This is a genomic window from Pseudoalteromonas sp. MMG005 (assembly GCF_018101015.1).
In the GTDB taxonomy this organism is placed as follows: Bacteria; Pseudomonadota; Gammaproteobacteria; order Enterobacterales; family Alteromonadaceae; genus Pseudoalteromonas; species Pseudoalteromonas aurantia.
Window position 1 is genome coordinate 1 of sequence record NZ_JAGJEK010000019.1, and the last position, 18,461, is coordinate 18,461.

Genomic DNA, 18,461 nt, shown 5'->3' on the forward strand with positions numbered 1-18,461 from the left:
ACACCATGGTTTGGCGGGTTAGGCGTGCCTTGTTGCTGGGCATGAGTTCAATTATCCCTATCTTTGAGCTTATAGCACATGTAGTTAATTCAATGTTACTAACTAGGCGATATCTCAGGTAGAACATTGCCTGCTGATTGGTTTTAATTTTTTAAGTGGGTGTCACTGTTTCTTCTTCAGCAATCGCGATTAAATATGCAAATAACTCTGTTATGTAAATAAAACGTTGACCTTTTCACTGTTTCGAAATATCTTCTATGACGCAGCTCTGCATGGCTGTAGCACTATTTTTATAACGCTAGAAAGTTTAATACACCTGGTTTTTTAACATAACCTCACCATTGTTAATATTATGTGTGTATAGATGGGGAAAAATCTCCCCATCATAATAAAAAGGGAAAGGACGTGATTAATGGTGATGATTTAAGGGCTATGAGACTAAAAGCTGGTATTTCTCAAGAAACTATGTCGAAGAAACTAGAGTGTGATCGAAAAACGATCAGCAACTACGAGTTGGGTGTCAGCGATATTCGCTCTAAAGAGCTATTCAAATGGCTTTTATACTGTAAAATTGATGCCGACTCATTACTCAACCAAATTAGAGGGCTTAACTGCGATGTTAGTTCTTCTAGTAAATCTAAATTACAGGACGATGAATAATGCTAAGAGCCTACTTTCTAAATATTTTAAATATGTGTCTAACCACTTTGAACATTACTCAAGCCAAGCCGGTGGGTAATGCAGGTTATAGGTTGGGAAATGAACGATTAAATAACCAATTAAGTCATGAACTATGCAATGTCATAGCATGTGCTGGTGCTTGGCAACCAGATGAGCCAAGTCAGGCAGCATATTCCCCACCGTTACCAAAAGATGAAACGCGAGGTGGATAAGTAATATGAAGTTTTCACAACTAATTATCCTCACGATTATCTCAATAGCTACATTTTATATTATGGTGGATAATCCAAAAATTACACTTGAGATCTATATTTCGACTATTGCTTTAACTGCTTGCTATGGTGCAATCAAAAAAGCCCCTAATGTTCTGCATATTGCACTGATACTACTTTTTGTTAACTTAGTAGACTATATAATCTTCGCTTTTGGAATTATTGATTTAAGTACGGCTGGTAAGAATAGAGTATTGCATGGTAGTTTGATCTATGGTGTTCAGCTTATTATTAGTGTCACTTCAGTCATTATATTAATTTTTAGGGTACAACTATCAAGAATTTTATCTCACTCTAAAAAAATTGAGCTTACCTATTTCGATGGACTGTTCCATTGGATATTTATATATCTATCAATGATTTATATACTAGCTATTATCGAGCTTTTTGCTCGACATACTTTTGGATTACACAGTATTACTATTATTCATTATAATTTTACATCTTTGGTGTATATTGGCTGGGCTATGTCTTGTGCCTTATTATTAACAATGATAATTAGTACGGAACAAAAAAGTAATCTGCAAGAATCAGATTCACACTAAAACAGAAGTAACAGAGTGGCTAAAGGGGTTTGTAATAATAAGATTAACTTCGACTTTGAAATGCCACTCAAAACCAATGGGTTCAAAAAACTAATGAGGCCGGAGACGTTGAAGATATTACCTAAGACGACCCTCATCTAAAATTGCTTGTTTTTCATGGCGAAGTCAAATCGTAATTACTAATAGAAGTAACATCTATCTCAGGCAGTAATAGCGATGTACATATGTGCCAGTGAAAAACGCTTATTTTTTGTGTAATGGGGTGTAATACCCTAAAAAAACCTTGCTGATATACTCAAAATTGGGTGAAAAATTAATCAATCGTTAATTTATACACAGCAAGGAAAGTAAACTATGAGCAAGCCAGATCCTATTGCGCAATTACAAGTTGAAGTCGCGCAACTTCAATCTGCATTTGAAGATCTCAATAAACAATGTTCTCCAGCAAGTGAGCACAACGCCATTTTACGTTGCGCCACCTGTATTCCACAACCGCTTAATAACTGCACCGATAAAGCCACCAATCCACAACAACCTCATTTTATCCCTGATTTTAATATACCGCTGATTGCAGCCGGTGGCGGCGATCAAAAATGTGACATTCTTGAAAAACTCGGACCATTAGCGGGTTTAATCGGTACTTGGGTCAGTACCCGATACGGGGGGTTTAATGTCATGCCTATCCCGCAAGACAACGCTCCTAATGGGTTTATCTTAAAAAATATCTCTTATTATGAAGTCATGACGTTCAGTGCCATTCAGGGAAAAGTCGCTAATCGTGCAGGTAATTATGAACAAGATGCATACACTATTTTTTACTCACAGCGGGTGTTTTTTGCCGATGGCCCTCAAAAAGATGAGCTTGTGCATGCTGAAAATGGGAGCTGGCTACATCAGGTGACGGCGCCGCAAGGACAAGGAACTCTGAATATAGCGCCATGGGTCCCAGATACCCCCGACCCATTACCTCAGCAAGAGCAGAACCGAACTATCGTAAAACAGGTTTCAGTTCCTCATGGTAATTCTATTTTGGCTATTGGTCATCACGACAGCTTTGGAGGTGCACCGAGTATTCCTGTTGCTAATGCCTTGCCAACGGCTGGCGGTAACAGCTTTAAAATCCCATATGGTGTTGATATTCCTGAAAACCCCAATGTTAACCCCAATATTGTGCTGCAAGTTGCTTTAGATAGCCTTTATCAACAAGGCATAGGTGTGGTCGAGACCACGGTGCTAGATGTTGATACAGAAACAGATGGCAATATTGCCAATACACCATTTATGAAAGCACATGCAGACGTACCTCGGTTCAAAACTACTTTGTGGTTAGAAAGACTGTCTAATGGCCTAGATATGCTGCAGTACACCCAAGATATTACTTTGGACTTCAGTTTGATTAATGGCAAAGACCCCGGCAAACGCACCCGTTATAAGTTTCCACACATTACTGCTAATACCCTATTTAAAGTGCAATAAACACGTTATTGCATTGTGCTGAATATGTCTGTTCAAGACATTTTGTTTGCCACTTGTGACATACATTCGGCAAGCAGCAAACCAAGTTGTTTTTGGTATGCGATACCAAACAAGACAATTAAATAAACTTTAAGGAAAGTAACATGAGCGAACAAGCAATTAAAGAACTCCAATTACAAGTGACAGAGCTCACTTCTAAAGTCAAAGCATTAGAAACACGCTGCAACCCTCCAGGAATTGCAGATTGTGCGGTATGTTATTACTGTACACCTTGTACTCCTTGTATCACACCAACAATTTTATGTGCACCATGTACCACTACATTGTGTGCTATATGCGCACCGGTTGGTACTAGCTATCAACCTTTAGGCCCACCAACACCTTGTGTTGCCTGCGTGCAATGCGATGCAAATTACAAGTGTGTAACATGTGAGCCTGTCGCTAAGTGTGTCACCTGTTACCCTTGTATTGTTAATTTCTGTGCTCTTTGTCAGCCAGGTCAAAACTTACAATGTCAGCAATGTGCACCAGTCACTAAATGCGACACTTGCTACCCGTGTGTTGTTACCCTCTGTCAGCAATGTGCGCCTATTACTCAGTGCGACACTTGCTACCCATGTGTCGTTAATTTCTGTCAACAATGCCAGCCGATCACTCAGTGTGACACTTGTTATCCATGTGTGGTGACGTTCTGTGTGACATGCCAGCCAGGTCAAAATTTACAATGTCAGCAGTGTGCATCCATCACTAAGTGTGAGACTTGCTATCCATGTATCGTGAATTTCTGCCAACAATGCGAGCCTGTTACTCAATGTGATACCTGCTCTCCTTGTGCTGTGAACTGCTGTGCGCAGTGTTATCAATGCGCCCCGCAGTGTGCGCAGTGTTTCCAATGCGTCTCGCAATGTGCGCAGTGTTATCAATGCGCCCCGCAATGTGCGCAGTGTTTCCAATGCGCCTCGCAATGCGCGCAGTGTTTCCAATGCGCCCCGCAGTGTGTGCAATGTTATCAATGTGCCCCGCAGTGTTTGCAATGTTTGCAGTGTGTAACTTGCACACCGTGTAGTACCGGCGGTTAGCGCAGTTATTGACATTCCCTGAGCTGAACTCAGGGAATGTCCTTAGAAATTGGATGTTCAATTTATGAAAAAACTAAGATTAACCCCAGCTGCGAGCATTATTCCCAATAGCAGCGGTGTGTTATTAAGTTCAGATTTGGGAGATTTTCAAGTTCACGGTAGAGATACTTCAGACTTTGTTGAAAAAGTCTTGCCGCTATTGGACGGGGCGCTGACTCAAGTTGAAATCTGCACGCACTTACCTGAATATGCAGATGCGAGTATTCAGGCTGTCCTACAAATGCTTAACCAATATGGTTTACTAGAAGAAGCCTCTGAGCAACGAGAGTTTAGACCACCAGGTTTAGTACAAACACGCTTTTTACGCCCTTGGCATCAAGCAGGCCAAATGCCACATAGCCAAGATCAAATCTATTCTCTCACTCCTTGTCGAGTATTAGTCGTAGGCCTTGAACCTTGGGCTGTTACATTGTTAGAGGAGCTAGGTACAGCAGGTGTAGGCCATATTCATTTATTAGATAAAGAAAATATCACCTGTGATGACTTAACGTGTCATCGCTTTCTTACGGGTGAAGATATTGGCAAACCAAGAGCACAGGTGTTTAAAGCCGTACTACAACAGCGTAATCCTTGGATGCAGATCAGCCATTCTGAGCTGAGTTGTGACAATAATAACTTAGGTTGTCCTTCAAATGACTGGGATTTAGCCATTATCACTTTAGGTAAAGATGCTAACTTTTGGTCACATAAAGTATCTGAATATGTACATCAATACACGATTAAAGCGATTTATGGTCACTTGAATGGCTTAGAAAGCTGGGTAGGTCCCGTTGTTAATTTAAGTGATACCACCTCGAGCTCATGCTGGAATTGCTTAAGACTCAGAAAACTAGGTACTGAGCAGCATGGAGAATTGGCACACGAAATAGAAAAAAGCCATAATAAAAATCGTGATGGCCGTGCCCGCAGTATGTTGACACCTATGTCTGCGATCACCGGCCAGCAACTAGCGATGGAGGCATTAAAAATCCTTTGGGGTTATACTGAAAGTGCGTTATCGTCCCATGTTATTGTACAAAACCTAGTCACACACCAATCAGAAAAACATGCCATTATTCCTATTCCTTGGTGTGAAGTGTGTGGCTTTGACCACAGCAATACCACGACTCATGCATTATCAATGCATCGTGATAAAAAATCAGCTGCCAACCCTCTTAATCAACTACAAGATGTTGAGCAATTTAAATCTTTATTTGAAGGCTGGGTAGACTCGGTAACAGGTATCGTACGTCAGCTCACAGGACATGCACCACATTTACCCGATTATCCTATTACTGCTTCAGCTGGGGTATCGTCGTTTACTGAAGGCGAGTTTGACCCAAGAGCTTCAGGTCAAGTCGGTTCTGGTAAGGGGCTAGATCATATTTCTGCACATATCAGTGCGGTAGGAGAGGCGCTGGAGCGTTACTCTGCGGCGCGATACCAATTAAGTGATTTTAAATATGCCTCAATTGGCCAGTTACACGGTGATTATGTCGATCCAGATACCTTAGTTTTATATTCTAATAAGCAATATAGTACCCCTAATTTTCCATTTCACAAATGGCATAGAAAGCAAAAAATACACTGGTGTCGTGGTAGCTGGTTAGCAACCGATAAACCTGTTTGGGTACCTGCATTAGTCAGCTATTTTAATTTTGCTTGCCCCTATAAAGAACAGTTTAGTCAGGTCTCTTCAAATGGGCTAGCAGCGGGCCAAGACAATGATGATGCCGCGCTCAGAGCTTGTTATGAATTAATTGAGCGTGATGCCATGATGCTCACTTGGTATGCACAATTACCTTGCGAACGTCTCTGCTACGAGTCGCTCAACCAAGGTAAAATGCGGGTAATGATAGATGACTTAACTCAGCTCGGCGTAGAACTTGAATGCTACTTATTGGATGTGGGGTTACATGTACCAACTGTGGTATGCCTAGCCCTTGGTGATGGTTATCGCACCCCTGCGGCATCTGTTGCGCTCGCCACCCATGGGGATATCAAGGTTGCCATGCGCAAGGCGTTATTGGAACAAGGGCATGTGATGCCTTACCTGTGCCAACTTATGCGTTCGGGGCATAACATTCCGCGTCATGTTAGTGACGTAACAAGTTTAGAAGATCACGCGGCTTATTATTTTAGCAAGCGCCAGCTCGCTTCATTTGAGTTTATGCGTCGCCCTATAAGCGAAGCAAAAACACTGGACGATTGGCCTTATGAAGCGATCACGCAAGTTACCCAACTCAAGCAGCGCCTAGATGAAGCGGGAGTAGAGGTTGCTATTGTGGATGTCACGTCTCCAGATATGGCGTTAAGTCCTTTTAGAGTTGCGCGGGCCATCGGTGTCAATATGCAGCCCATTCACTTTGGTGAGCAATTTAAACGGGTAGATAACCCAAGGCTACGCAAGCTATTACAAGGGCGGCCTGTTAATAAAGAACCACATCCCATTGCTTAGAAAAAGGATTATATTATGAAAGTACTCGTGTGTGGCACCCACTATGGTTCCACTTACATTCGCGCATTAAGTCAATTTCCGCAAGATAGTTTCTCATGTGTAGGCGTACTATCAAAAGGAAGTGAATACTCTCAGCAAATTGCCAAGCAAATTGGGGTACCATATTACACTGATGTTACCACTGTGCCGACTGACAATATTGATATTGCTTGCGTTGCTGTATCGGGCGATGCAGGAAAAGCAATTGTATTGTATTTATTAAAAAAAGGCGTCTCAGTATTATGTGAGCATCCCGTTGACCAAGCGTTTGTGCAAGAAGCGCTGGCACTTGCCAAGCAGCAGCAAGTTTATTTTCACGTCAATGGCCACTTTGCTGATTTATATGCCCCACAAGCCTTTTTACAATCCATACTTGCCGCATATCAACAGGGTTTTGGCTGTATGCATTATGCTATGGGGGCTAACTTAAGAACCTTATATTCGGCGCTGGATCTACTAGGGCGTGCACTCGGTGGGTTTGAAGGGCTAGAAATCATCAAATATAGCGGCGAACCAATGGCATTTCAGCCCGTCATGCTCAAAAATAACAATCTCACTGTCTCTGTTTTATGCCAAAACTTTTCGTCAGTTGAAGATGATGGTAGCGCCACGTTTTTAAATCATCAGTGCTCTGCGCTATTTCCTCATGGTACTTTGACGCTCAGTGAAACCACCGGCCCATTAAGCTGGTTTCCTGCCAGTCACTCCTTGCCTGTTGAGTCGTGGAAAACCTACATGCCTATTGAGCTTGCACCTATGAGTCAGCAGCAGTTAATGGGCCACAGAGATCAGTGTAATCTGGCGGCGATTGCAACATTAGCTACCACTGTCCAAGGCGAAACACAGCCGGTATACCAGCAGCCAGATTACTTATTGGGATTGAGTGGACTATGGCAAAGTGTATTGATGGCGTTGCAACCACCAGCTAAAGACAATTGTGCAGCGTAATGATGATGTGTTTTTACACCTAGCGCATTTCATTGCGCTAGGTGTAAGAAGTCTCAGCTCAAATAGAGGGGAAGCGGTATTTAAGACACCGGCATTAAACTATTTGCTACACGTTTCGCTTTATCACTTAGTATTTAGAAGCAAGTGTCTTGACCCTTTTTGTTGATTTTTCTACCCCGTGAGGATTATTTTATTTACATACAGTGGGCGTCATATATATCTTTCTAAGTCTCTCGGGGCTTGAACAGCTAACAATAACTTTAAATGGATGCCAGTACTAGGTTTGGTAAATCAGGGTTAGATTGACTGGTAAACCAACTTATTCTTGCTGAATATAAATATTTTTTCATTCTAAGTCTATGGTACTCGCTGTGGTAATCTATGCAGGAAGCGAAGAAACCAATTGGCTGTATTATTTGTTGTTGCCATCGAGTAACTTCGTGATAAATAATGCCGCTTGCTCTTCTGTGCAGCCTGTTTTTTTCACTACGTACACTTCTGGATTAGATATCAGCCCATTCTTCACTCTTTCCTTAAACTGTGTGTCGAAAAGTTGCTCATTGGGAAAGTCAATGCCAGAGCCGTTCATCAGAGTTTGCAATTGACTGCGTGTGATTTTTGATAATGCTTTGACTTCACGTCTTAGTTTTAAGATATAAAACAAAAAAACGCCTAGCATAAAACTGTTTAGTAATTCATAAAACATGAAGCCACCTATTTATTTTTTAAAGTTTATTTAGAGCGAGTGCTTAAGATGAAATTATTGCAGTATTATACTCCAGCTATGCTTCACCTTGATCAGAGAGTACTATGATAAATGAATCAATAGCTCCAAATAAAGTGATGGCTGGTGTAATAGAGTCAACGACTAAGCCTTGGTTTTGTAGCTTTTCTAATTGCTGATTTAGCAAATTTAAGTCTGGTTGAGTGGAAAACCAGCTTTTTTTCTTACTGAATATAAATACTTTTTTCATTCTGATGCCTAATAAGTTGAGCTAAATTGTTGGATTTTATCTTGATATTCCTTATACTGCGGCGAGTTCAATGCTTCAAGTGATTTTTGATTTATTTTCATATCTGGTTTTTCTTTCAATAAGAACTCAACTATTTCTAGGTTGCACCTACTTTTTATGCAGTAATCAATAGCACTCAGGCCATCCTCACTGATGTACCCGAAGTCAAATGAAGGAGCGTGTTTTTCTAATATACCTAGTTGATTTTGCATAGCTAGTAAAAAAACATCAGAGTTTTCTGGTTGTATGCCCATGTCGTATAACGATTGAATGACATGTTCTGGAGCACCACCTTGTAGCGATTGAATGTAAAAAATAGTAAGTAGGTCCTGTTCTTGCTGTGAATAAAAAGCAGCTTTTTTGATATACTCTTCCCATTGTTCATGCTTTAGAAGTCTGGCTATATCTTGTATTAGTTCTTGTGATTCGAATAATGCAAATGTTCTCTTATAAGAGAAATTCATATCAGCGATTTCTTCATTACTTATTGACAACGCTTGTTTTTCACAATGTGTGTTTACTAATCGAAAGAAATTTTCACGACTTACTAATAAAGATTCAACTTTCGCTTTTGCTTGATCGTATTCATAACCGAAAAAAATTAGTGTTTCAATGGCTCTTTCTGGATCATACTCAAAGGACGAAATTAATAGCGAAGCAATCGAGGTTTCTAAATTCTTTTTGTTTGAAAAGTCATAACGCACGGGTGCTTCTATAAGTAAAGTCAAGTCATTTAAGTAGGCTAAAGTGTTGGGACTTGAAGTGCTTAATAAATGACTTTTTAATACATCTATGATTTCAGATTTTAATGTAGGTTTTAGCGGGCTACTCACGACTCTTGTTAAGTCACTAACTAATGGCAGATAGCCACGCTCCATTAATAAGTATAGAAAATCAGAAGTAGTATATGATTCGAGAAAGAAGCTAAAAATGCTATCGTTTCCAAGTCTGACTTTGTTAACTTCTGTGTTTTTTATTAGTTTTTGATAGTTTTTTAAGTCTAAGGTAACTATTGCTTTTTTTAACTCAAGCGCAAATTCGAATTCTATATTTCTCCTATTTTTCACAGAGAAATAGGGATAGTTCAACACTTTTGAATTGTGAAGGCTTATATATAACGCTACCTCTTCAGGATCGTTGTACGCGGAATCACTCAATAATAAGTTGAACTGCTCAACGTTACTGCAGTACAGAGTTTTATGGGTAAAGTTTTTATTACCACTTCTCCATTTGTAAGTTGTTCCTTCATCGCCTTTCACTTTCTCTTGATTATTACTTTTCTGATGTGGTACTAGAAGAAGCATATCATTGTTGACGTTACTTCTCTCGTTGTCTTCGAAAGTGAATATTAAAATTGAAGTTAAAGCAATCAAGCTAAGAAAAATATATTTTTTCATTTTCATGGGCCTTAATATGAGAGGACAATGCCTCTCAATAACATACTACTTACACTGTCTAATTGCTTTTTGATAGTTCTCGTCGCAATCGCCTGTTGCATTTACTTTTGCAACAACTGCAATACCTTCACACGCTGCAACTACACCAAAGTGACGAAACTTCAAACACATCGCAGCTGCTGATACAAATAGGGTTTCAGCTGTTGTAAGACAATTGTTTTTAGCAACTAGCTTTTCAGTTTTACACTCTTCGATTCTTTTATTATTTGTGTTCTTACTATTGCTACTACCGCCACCGCCATTATTGTCGCGGTGACGGTCATCGTAATCAGTAGTATCTCGTGAGTCAGGTGAAAGCCTGTCTAGCCACCACTGTACATCATGTGTATCAGGGGGTTGATGCGTGGTACCATAACATTCATCCATAGACGTGCAGTTTGGATCACCTTTTGCATGTGCACTGCTTATTCCCCAGCCCCAACCTGAGGTTAGAGCTGTAGCAACCTCGTTGAAGCTGGCGTCATCTTCATAAAAAACGTCCATTGATGGAGTGCTTATATTTCCCATCAGTAATGTTATGGCAATAACTGATTGTAGGCCCGCTTTTTTCATATTTGTCAAAATAAATCTCCGTATATTTATATATTTGGTCCATTTTTCAGGGACGGTGCGGATTTTATGATTTTTTTGACGTTAAAATCAATTAAATATTGCATAAATATATATAAAATTGGTCTTTTAGATTTTTTGCTCGAAAATTATTCTATCTAAGTTGTTTAGAGCTTCAATAATAATAGGGCAGTCATAGACAATGGTATTTTCTGGATACTTTAGTCTTCTTGGTATGATTAGCTGCAAATCAGCAAGCTCTTTAATTGTTTGATGTGACTCTAAAAAGTTCCACTTGAAATAGTGCATTAGGTCCACTTCACAAACAATGGGCTGACTCCAAAGAAAGTCGATTAGAGATTTGGCATTTTTAGAAATACCAAAAAATATTAATCGCGATTGAATCTCTTTTGTAGCGGACATTAGTAATGCCTGCATTGCATTTTTTAGCCCGTCACAATACGTTAGGCTTTCATACCAGTATTTATGTGGTGGGCTGTCGAAAGCGCTTTCAGACAGGGTATCGTGAATCGCTTCTATATATGTATCGAACTTTTTATGAAGCCGATATAATGAGGGATGTAACATTTCTCCGTACTTCTTTTCTAAAATGGTGTGTAATACCAACCTAGAGGTTCTACCATTACCATCTGAAAATGGGTGAATATTGAGTAATTGATTGTGGCCGATGATTGCCCTAATTTCAGGTGTTTGTTCTTGGTCATTAACAAATAAGAGCCAATCATTGAGCAGATCAGGAACCATTTCAGGAGGTGGGCCCACATAATAAGCATTGATCGGGGTTTCACCGCCAACCCAATTCGCTTTGGTCCTTATTTTACCAGAGTTACGGTGTTCTGATTCAACAAGTTTATGTACTTCCAATAGTAAATCGAGAGTGATTTTTGATTCACTTCTCATAAGCTCTTTTGCTTTGTTATAACGACGCATTTGCTCTATAAGTTCTTGCGCCTCTGGGTCAATGTAGCCAATTTTACTAGACACCAAAGCCAGTCGTTTTCTTGATACACTTCTTGATTCTTTTAAACTTTTGCTCCCTGCAACTAAGCGACTTAAAAAAAAGTTGAGGTCAAAGTTTTGTGGCGCCTCTAGATTATTGGTGTTTAGTTCGTATTGAATATCCCAAGAGATTTTTCTTTTGTGTAATGTGGGAGGTACTGTGCATGGCACCGTTTTGTTAATAAATGGAAAGTAATAGTCAACAGTCTTTATTTCATTCATAGGTGTTTGGCTTAATTAATTCTTATTGTCAGAGTATCTAGTTTGATCTCCCTTTAATTAACAGGGTATAGATTAATAGGAAGGTTGCATTTAGATACTTAATTAAAAAATATTTTCAAATATCATATTGTACCTTTTTAGTGTAAATAGTCTAGAGTCGGGCGAGTGAAACAGTTATGGAATGAACTCAATAGCAACGACAACAGAACAGGCACATAATTGATGCTAACAATAGAAGTAGTAAAAAATAGGGGCTGGTTTCTTACTTCATAACATTTTTAGTAAGAGCTTAGCGGCGATGGTGTTTATTCTGATCTCGAGTTGAAGTTAAATAATACAATAAATAAATCGATTTGGTATTTTGCCATTATAACCCTTTTCTAAAGAATATTTGCCGCTCCCTGTATTAACGTGGTTGTAAATTGAACTGAGGTATTTGCGAGTAGGCACAATTCTGATCGAGTCTTTTGTACGACATCAACAGACAGACGAAATATTCCTCGTTTCAATGATGTTGGTAGTCAAAAATCAGCGAACGATTTTTTCATAGTAACGATTCATAATAACTAAAAGTGGCAAAGTAAAAGATGTTAAGGAAGCAGAGGCCTTGGGGCATGGTCATACGCATTAAACGATAAAACTGTGTTGTAACGGTAACAGTCATTGCTTGCTTTTACCGTTATGCATAAATTGAAGCCTGAAATTATTGACAGCCGAAGGCGCAGTCAAGTGACAACAATGGTTTTTTAGCTGATTCAACATTCAGTATGGTAAGTCATGTTTTAAATTATGCATGAGACGTTAATCGGTTGATACGGCTTAGTTTAAGCGTCGAGAGGCTAGTTGGAGGTTCTATGCGCAGCGAAGATTCATACAAATGGTTCGGTGTTTTGCGTAATCGGTGGCTACAATGGCTTTTCAACTTTGATTTATTATAAAAATATAATTTTCCCCTTGAACTTGAAAAACTCTCCCCCATATCCTTTTGCATAATATTTAGTATCAATTTGGTTAGACGGAGAGAACGATGACCACAGCTCAAAAAGAAACATTAGGCTTTCAAACAGAAGTAAAACAATTATTAAACCTAATGATCCATTCTTTGTACTCGAATAAAGAAATCTTCTTACGTGAACTTGTATCTAACGCATCAGATGCAGCGGATAAACTGCGCTTTTTAGCACTGTCTGATGGTAGCCTTTATGATGGTGATGCAGATTTACGTGTACGTGTAAGTGTTGATAAAGAAGCGAATACTGTGACCATTTCTGATAATGGTATTGGTATGACACGCGAAGAAGTGATCAGCTCGTTAGGGACGATTGCTAAGTCAGGTACGGCTGAGTTCTTTAGTAACTTAACGGGTGATCAAGCACAAGATTCACAGTTAATTGGTCAATTTGGTGTTGGTTTTTACTCTGCATTCATCGTTGCAGATGCTGTAACTGTAACTACGCGTAAAGCGGGTGAAAGCACAGGTGTTGAATGGCATTCACAAGGTGAAGGCGATTACACGCTTGCTGAAGTTGAAAAAGAAGGTCGTGGTACTGAAATCGTGTTGCATTTACGTGAAGAAGAAGGTGAGTTCTTAGACGACTTCAGACTACGCGGTATTGTGACTAAATACTCTGACCATATTTCTATTCCTGTTGAAATGTTCAAAGCACCAGTGCCAGAGTCAGAAGGCCCTGAGGGTGAAAAAATTGAAGCAGTTCCGGGTGAGTGGGAAGCAATTAACCGTGCCACAGCGCTTTGGTCTCGTGATAAATCAGAGATTAGTGAAGAAGAGTACAAAGAGTTTTACAAGCACGTTGGTCATGACTGGGAAGAGCCACTAACATGGGCACACAACAAGGTTGAAGGTAAAACAGAATACACAAGCTTATTGTATATTCCGAAGAAAGCGCCATTCGATATGTTCAACCGTGACCGTCAAACAGGCTTAAAGCTTTATGTACAACGCGTTTTCATTATGGATGACGCTGAGCAGTTCATGCCGAGCTACTTACGTTTTGTAAAAGGTTTACTTGATTCAAACGATTTGCCTCTGAATATTTCTCGTGAAATCTTACAAGATAACAAGATCACGCAAGCAATTCGTAAAGGCTGTACATCTCGCGTACTTAAAATGCTTGACCGTATGGGCAAAAACAAGCCTGAAGAGTATCAAACATTCTGGAATGAATTTGGTCAAGTGATCAAAGAAGGTCCTGCAGAAGATTCAGCCAACAAAGAAGCCATTGCTAAGCTATTACGCTTTAGCTCTACACATACAGATGAAGCGACACAGAATGTGTCGTTAGAGCAGTATGTTGAGCGTATGAAAGAAGGCCAAGACAAGATTTATTATGTTGTTGCTGATAGTTTTGAAGCAGCTAAGAGCTCTCCACACCTAGAAATCTTCCGCAAGAAAGGCATTGAGGTATTATTGCTGTCTGACCGTGTTGATGAGTGGATGATGAGCCACCTAACTGAGCTTGATGAGAAGCAACTACAATCAATCACACGTGGTGATTTAGATTTAGGCGAGTTAGATGACGAAGAAGCGAAGAAAGCACAAGAAGAGAGCGAAAAAGAAGTTGAAGGCTTAGTTGAGCGCATTAAAGAAGTGCTTGGTGATAAAGTGAAAGAAGTACGCTTTACGCATCGTCTGACTGATTCTCCGGCGTGTGTTGTTGCTGATGAGCACGACATGAGTTCTCAAATGCAAAAGCTAATGGAGTCTGTGGGTCAAGCAGCACCAGAATCAAAGCCAGTATTTGAACTGAACCCTGAACACCAGCTTGTTAAACACCTAAATGTTGAGCAAGATGAAGACAAGTTTGTACAGTGGTCAGAAGTATTATTTGACCAAGCGTTACTTGCAGAGCGCGGTAGCTTAAAAGACCCAGCAGGGTTTGTTGCTCGTTTGAACAAACTAATGCTTGATTTAAGCAAATAAGCATTTAAATTGAGTTAGAAAAGGGGGCTTTATGCCCCTTTTTTTTATCTATAACGAATTAACCTTAGCAATTAGTATAAGTTGCTTGAGAAACACCGGCGCTTATGAAAAAATTCAACCAAATTTAAATAAACTCCGATACGAGGAACATATTATGCGCATTATCCTTTTGGGCGCACCGGGTGCAGGTAAAGGCACTCAAGCACAATTCTTAATGGAAAAGCACGGCATTCCACAGATCTCTACTGGTGACATGCTGCGCGCTGCTATCAAAGAAAGCACGCCTTTAGGCCTTGAAGCGAAAAAAGTGATGGATGCAGGTCAGCTAGTATCTGATGAAATCATCATTGGCCTTGTAAAAGAGCGTATTGCTAAAGCCGATTGTGCAAAAGGATTCTTACTGGATGGTTTCCCTCGTACAATTCCACAAGCTGATGCAATGAAAGACAATGGCATTAGCATTGACCACGTTATTGAGTTCGATGTAGCTGATGACATCATTGTTGAGCGCATGGGCGGACGTCGTGTACACCCTGGTTCTGGTCGTGTTTATCATGTTGTTTATAACCCTGCAAAGGTTGAAGGCAAAGATGACGTGACAGGCGAAGACTTAATCATTCGTCCTGATGATGTTGAAGAAACAGTTAAAAAGCGCCTTGGTATTTACCATGAGCAAACTAAGCCATTGGTAAGCTATTACCAAGCGGAAGCTGATTCTGGTAACACGCAATACCATAAATTAGATGGTACTCAGGCTGTTGAAGCTGTCAGCGCTCAACTTGCAGAGCTTTTAGGTTAATTGCTTGATTGATGCTTAAATTAAGAAAAAACCGCCTGTTGGCGGTTTTTTTATAGTGCTTTTAATTGTTCAATGACTTGTGTGTAATCAGGTTCAGAGGCAAGGTTTTTGACTAATTGCTTATAAACAATTTTATGATTTTTATCTAGAATTAAAACCGCTCGGCTGAGTAATCCCATATCTTTTATGTATAAACCGTAGTTCTCACCAAAATTACGCCACACTGAGTCTGATAGTGTCGTGACTTTATCTATATTTTCTTGCTTACAAAAACGTTTTTGTGCAAAGGGTAAATCAGCACTAATTGTTAACATTTTTACGTCTTTATAGGTATTTGCAACTTGTTCATTAAAGTGTTTCGTTTGTAGGCTACAAATACCAGTATCTAAACTTGGTACAACGCTTATTAATACCGCTTGCCCGTTAAAATCAGATAGGCTCACAGGTACAAATGCATCATCAACTACTTTAAAGTTAGGAGCTTGTTGACCTTCAGCAACCCCTTTACCTAAAAGGGTTACAGGTTTGTCTTGTGCATGGACTTTGCCTGAGTCAATCGTATTCTCTGGTAAATCGTAAGCAAAGGCGCTCATGGCGATGAGGCTTGTAGCAATAATGGAGACTTTCAGCATAAAGTATTCCTTTTCGAGTTATCTTAATTGGCGTCAGTGTATTATACTGTAAAACGCTAACAAAGTATTACCGGATAAGCACGTTGTAAATCGTTAGGTATTTTATTAACATTAGCCGTAAAATTGAGCCACTAAAAACAGTATAATAACCACTATTGTCTCAATTGAGTGACTATTGAGATCAACTCGAGCAAAGAGAGCTTTTATGTCAACATTAGTTTTAATATGTGATGACTCTAAATTAGCGCGCCGACAATTGGCCCGTTCGTTGCCTGAGGATTGGGATATTAAGGTTGAATTTGCTGAACACGGATTAGATTGTATTGAAAAAATCAAACAGTGTTCACCAGAGATTTTATTCTTAGATTTAAATATGCCACACATGGATGGGTATGGTGTATTACAAGAAATTCAAAGCCAAGATTTAAACGTTTTAACGGTTGTTGTATCGGGTGATATTCAGCCAAATGCACATCAGCGCGTTATTGAGTTGGGTGCGATCGACTTTATTCGTAAACCCTGTGATGCAGCAAAGCTTGCTGAAATAATAGAGCATCACGGGATCAGAGATCGCGCAATACGTGAGAGCTTGGTTCATAAGCTCGGTGAACAACTCGACCCAGAAATTAGAGACATTTACCAAGAATTGACCAATGTTGCAATGGGGCAGGCCGGTGACTTATTAGCTCGATTGCTTAATGTGTTTGTTGAGTTACCCATACCCAATGTCAATGTGCTTGAAGTGAGTGAATTACACATGGCTTTGCAAGCAATTGATGCTAGCGCAAGTACCTCGGGTGTGTGCCAAGGGTTTATAGGCGGCGGGGTATCGGGCGAAGCATTGTTATTATTGAATGATTCTAGCTTCAAAGAAGTAGCCTCACTCATGAATTATCACGGGGAACTTAACGAGAAAGTTGAGCTTGAACTGTTGATGGACATTAGTAACATCTTAATAGGGTCTATTCTAACTGGGTTGTCACGACAACTCGACATGCCATTTAGCCAAGGACACCCAGTTGTGCTGGGGCAGCACTGCGATGTGTCTGAACTGGTAAAAGCCAATAAATCTAGATGGCAGCGCACGCTTGCTATAGAAATTAGCTATGGAATAGAAAACCACAACATCAATTGTGACTTAATGCTGTTATTTACCGAGGACTCATTGAAGACCTTAAAGTATAAAGTCGAATACTTATTAGAAGATTAAAACTATGCCTGCTGCTGATTTTGACATGAATGAAATCCATTGGTTAATGGATATGTTTAATACGGTTGATGTTGGTTTAGTCGTATTAGACAGAGACTACAAAGTGTGTATTTGGAATGGGTTTATGGAAAACCATTCTGGGTTGTTGCCAAGCGCTGTAAAAGACAAAGATATCTTTGATTTGTTTCCGAGTATTGATGAGCAGTGGTTTAGAAGTAAAACAGAGTCGGTATTTGTATTAAAAAATCGCTCTTTTACTATTTGGGAACAACAGCCGTATATATTTAAATTTAAAAATTACCGCCCGATCACAGGAAAAGCTGATCATATGTATCAAAGCTCAACAATTATTCCTTTGAGTACGATCACGGGCGAGGTAGGCCATATTTGTATCATTATTTATGATGTTACCGATGAAGCAATGAACAAGCTAGAACTGGAACAAGCAAATCATAAGCTTGAACAAATGAGTCGCACTGATAGCTTGACCACACTGGCAAATCGCGGGTATTGGGAATCAACATTACGGAAAGAGTTTAAGCGGTTGCAACGTAGCCAAGGCACTTGTAGCTTGTTGATGTTTGATATCGATTACTTTAAGCGCGTAAATGATGCCTATGGTCATAGTGGTGGAGATGAAGCCATACGACATATTTCTGATCTATTGAAAAAAACCTTAAGAGAAACTGACACGGCAGGACGTTATGGTGGTGAGGAGTTTGTGGTCACTTTAGTGGATACAGATGTTGAAGGTGCGCAAATATTTGCGGAGCGCTTAAGAAGTTTAATAGAAAAGTCATCTATTTTTTATGATAACAAACAAATACAAATTACCGTGAGTGTCGGGTTTGCAACCTATACCAGTGACTTTAAAAAACATGAAGAGTGGATTGAAGCGGCAGATACCGCTTTATACCATTCAAAAGAAACAGGTAGAAATAAGGTGACTGGATACAGCATTGAGATGAAAAAGTAACCATCGTTTTTTTGACAATATATTGAGACCAATAAAAAAGCCCTATCAAGAGGGCTTTTTTATTGGTGTTTAACGCATACAAGGACTGAGCAGCTACTTTAATGT

General features: G+C 39.7%; 18 protein-coding genes. 10 read left to right on the forward strand and 8 right to left on the reverse strand.

Translation table 11 applies throughout. From position 1 onward, the window contains the following. Positions 1–405: 405 nt before the first annotated feature. From J8M01_RS15440 to J8M01_RS15455, 4 genes are all read left to right on the forward strand, one after another. Positions 406–660 carry a helix-turn-helix transcriptional regulator gene (locus tag J8M01_RS15440; protein ID WP_211058597.1) on the forward strand — a complete coding sequence of 85 codons (255 nt, stop codon included), beginning with the start codon at positions 406–408 and terminating at the stop codon, positions 658–660. Continuing rightward, positions 660–893: a hypothetical protein gene (locus tag J8M01_RS15445; protein WP_211058598.1), complete on the forward strand. Its 234-nt coding sequence runs from the start codon at positions 660–662 to the stop codon at positions 891–893. The genes J8M01_RS15440 and J8M01_RS15445 overlap by 1 nt, the downstream gene beginning before the upstream one ends. A gap of 5 nt (positions 894–898) precedes the next feature. Next, a complete protein-coding gene (locus J8M01_RS15450; RefSeq protein WP_211058599.1) occupies positions 899–1,498 on the forward strand; it encodes a hypothetical protein in 600 nt (199 codons plus the stop codon). Between the two features lie 354 nt (positions 1,499–1,852). Continuing rightward, the gene (locus J8M01_RS15455; RefSeq protein ID WP_211058600.1) at positions 1,853–2,974 is read left to right on the forward strand and encodes a heme-binding protein; all 1,122 of its coding nucleotides are present in this window, start codon (positions 1,853–1,855) and stop codon (positions 2,972–2,974) included. A gap of 506 nt (positions 2,975–3,480) precedes the next feature. Here J8M01_RS15455 and J8M01_RS15460 read toward each other — a convergent pair. Both J8M01_RS15460 and J8M01_RS15465 read right to left on the reverse strand, forming a co-directional pair. Beyond that, a complete protein-coding gene (locus J8M01_RS15460; protein ID WP_192507921.1) occupies positions 3,481–3,690 on the reverse strand; it encodes a hypothetical protein in 210 nt (69 codons plus the stop codon). Between the two features lie 3 nt (positions 3,691–3,693). Beyond that, complete coding sequence (locus J8M01_RS15465; protein WP_211058601.1) at positions 3,694–4,068, reverse strand: hypothetical protein; 375 nt, start codon at positions 4,066–4,068, stop codon at positions 3,694–3,696. Between the two features lie 49 nt (positions 4,069–4,117). Here J8M01_RS15465 and J8M01_RS15470 point away from each other — a divergent pair, with 49 nt between their 5' ends. Both J8M01_RS15470 and J8M01_RS15475 read left to right on the forward strand, forming a co-directional pair. Next, positions 4,118–6,550: a TOMM precursor leader peptide-binding protein gene (locus tag J8M01_RS15470; RefSeq protein ID WP_211058602.1), complete on the forward strand. Its 2,433-nt coding sequence runs from the start codon at positions 4,118–4,120 to the stop codon at positions 6,548–6,550. Positions 6,551–6,565: 15 nt separating this feature from the next. Beyond that, the gene (locus tag J8M01_RS15475; RefSeq protein WP_211058603.1) at positions 6,566–7,537 is read left to right on the forward strand and encodes a Gfo/Idh/MocA family oxidoreductase; all 972 of its coding nucleotides are present in this window, start codon (positions 6,566–6,568) and stop codon (positions 7,535–7,537) included. Between the two features lie 412 nt (positions 7,538–7,949). Here J8M01_RS15475 and J8M01_RS15480 read toward each other — a convergent pair whose 3' ends face one another. The 5 genes from J8M01_RS15480 to J8M01_RS15500 form a co-directional block, all read right to left on the reverse strand. Further along, positions 7,950–8,243, reverse strand: a complete 294-nt coding sequence (locus tag J8M01_RS15480) for a hypothetical protein (protein ID WP_211058604.1) — start codon at positions 8,241–8,243, stop codon at positions 7,950–7,952. A 76-nt stretch (positions 8,244–8,319) separates the two neighbouring features. Then, complete coding sequence (locus J8M01_RS15485) at positions 8,320–8,511, reverse strand: hypothetical protein (RefSeq protein ID WP_211058605.1); 192 nt, start codon at positions 8,509–8,511, stop codon at positions 8,320–8,322. A gap of 8 nt (positions 8,512–8,519) precedes the next feature. Beyond that, positions 8,520–9,947, reverse strand: a complete 1,428-nt coding sequence (locus J8M01_RS15490) for a hypothetical protein (protein ID WP_211058606.1) — start codon at positions 9,945–9,947, stop codon at positions 8,520–8,522. A gap of 45 nt (positions 9,948–9,992) precedes the next feature. Further along, entirely contained in the window at positions 9,993–10,568 is a 576-nt protein-coding gene (locus J8M01_RS15495) for a hypothetical protein (RefSeq protein ID WP_211058607.1), read from the reverse strand. Between the two features lie 117 nt (positions 10,569–10,685). Next, positions 10,686–11,798 carry a Fic family protein gene (locus J8M01_RS15500; RefSeq protein WP_211058608.1) on the reverse strand — a complete coding sequence of 371 codons (1,113 nt, stop codon included), beginning with the start codon at positions 11,796–11,798 and terminating at the stop codon, positions 10,686–10,688. 1,027 nt (positions 11,799–12,825) lie between these two features. Between J8M01_RS15500 and htpG the strand changes: the two genes are divergently transcribed. Both htpG and adk read left to right on the forward strand, forming a co-directional pair. Beyond that, positions 12,826–14,739: a molecular chaperone HtpG gene (htpG, locus tag J8M01_RS15505; RefSeq protein ID WP_211058609.1), complete on the forward strand. Its 1,914-nt coding sequence runs from the start codon at positions 12,826–12,828 to the stop codon at positions 14,737–14,739. A gap of 154 nt (positions 14,740–14,893) precedes the next feature. Then, complete coding sequence (gene adk, locus J8M01_RS15510; protein WP_211058610.1) at positions 14,894–15,538, forward strand: adenylate kinase; 645 nt, start codon at positions 14,894–14,896, stop codon at positions 15,536–15,538. A 50-nt stretch (positions 15,539–15,588) separates the two neighbouring features. On the opposite strand, the gene tpx is transcribed toward adk, so the two are convergent. Continuing rightward, a complete protein-coding gene (tpx, locus tag J8M01_RS15515) occupies positions 15,589–16,170 on the reverse strand; it encodes a thiol peroxidase (protein WP_211058611.1) in 582 nt (193 codons plus the stop codon). A gap of 205 nt (positions 16,171–16,375) precedes the next feature. On the opposite strand from tpx, the gene J8M01_RS15520 reads away from it, so the two are divergent. Beyond that, positions 16,376–17,380: a response regulator gene (locus J8M01_RS15520; protein ID WP_192507913.1), complete on the forward strand. Its 1,005-nt coding sequence runs from the start codon at positions 16,376–16,378 to the stop codon at positions 17,378–17,380. A 4-nt stretch (positions 17,381–17,384) separates the two neighbouring features. After that, complete coding sequence (locus J8M01_RS15525) at positions 17,385–18,356, forward strand: diguanylate cyclase (protein WP_211058612.1); 972 nt, start codon at positions 17,385–17,387, stop codon at positions 18,354–18,356. Positions 18,357–18,461: the final 105 nt, after the last annotated feature.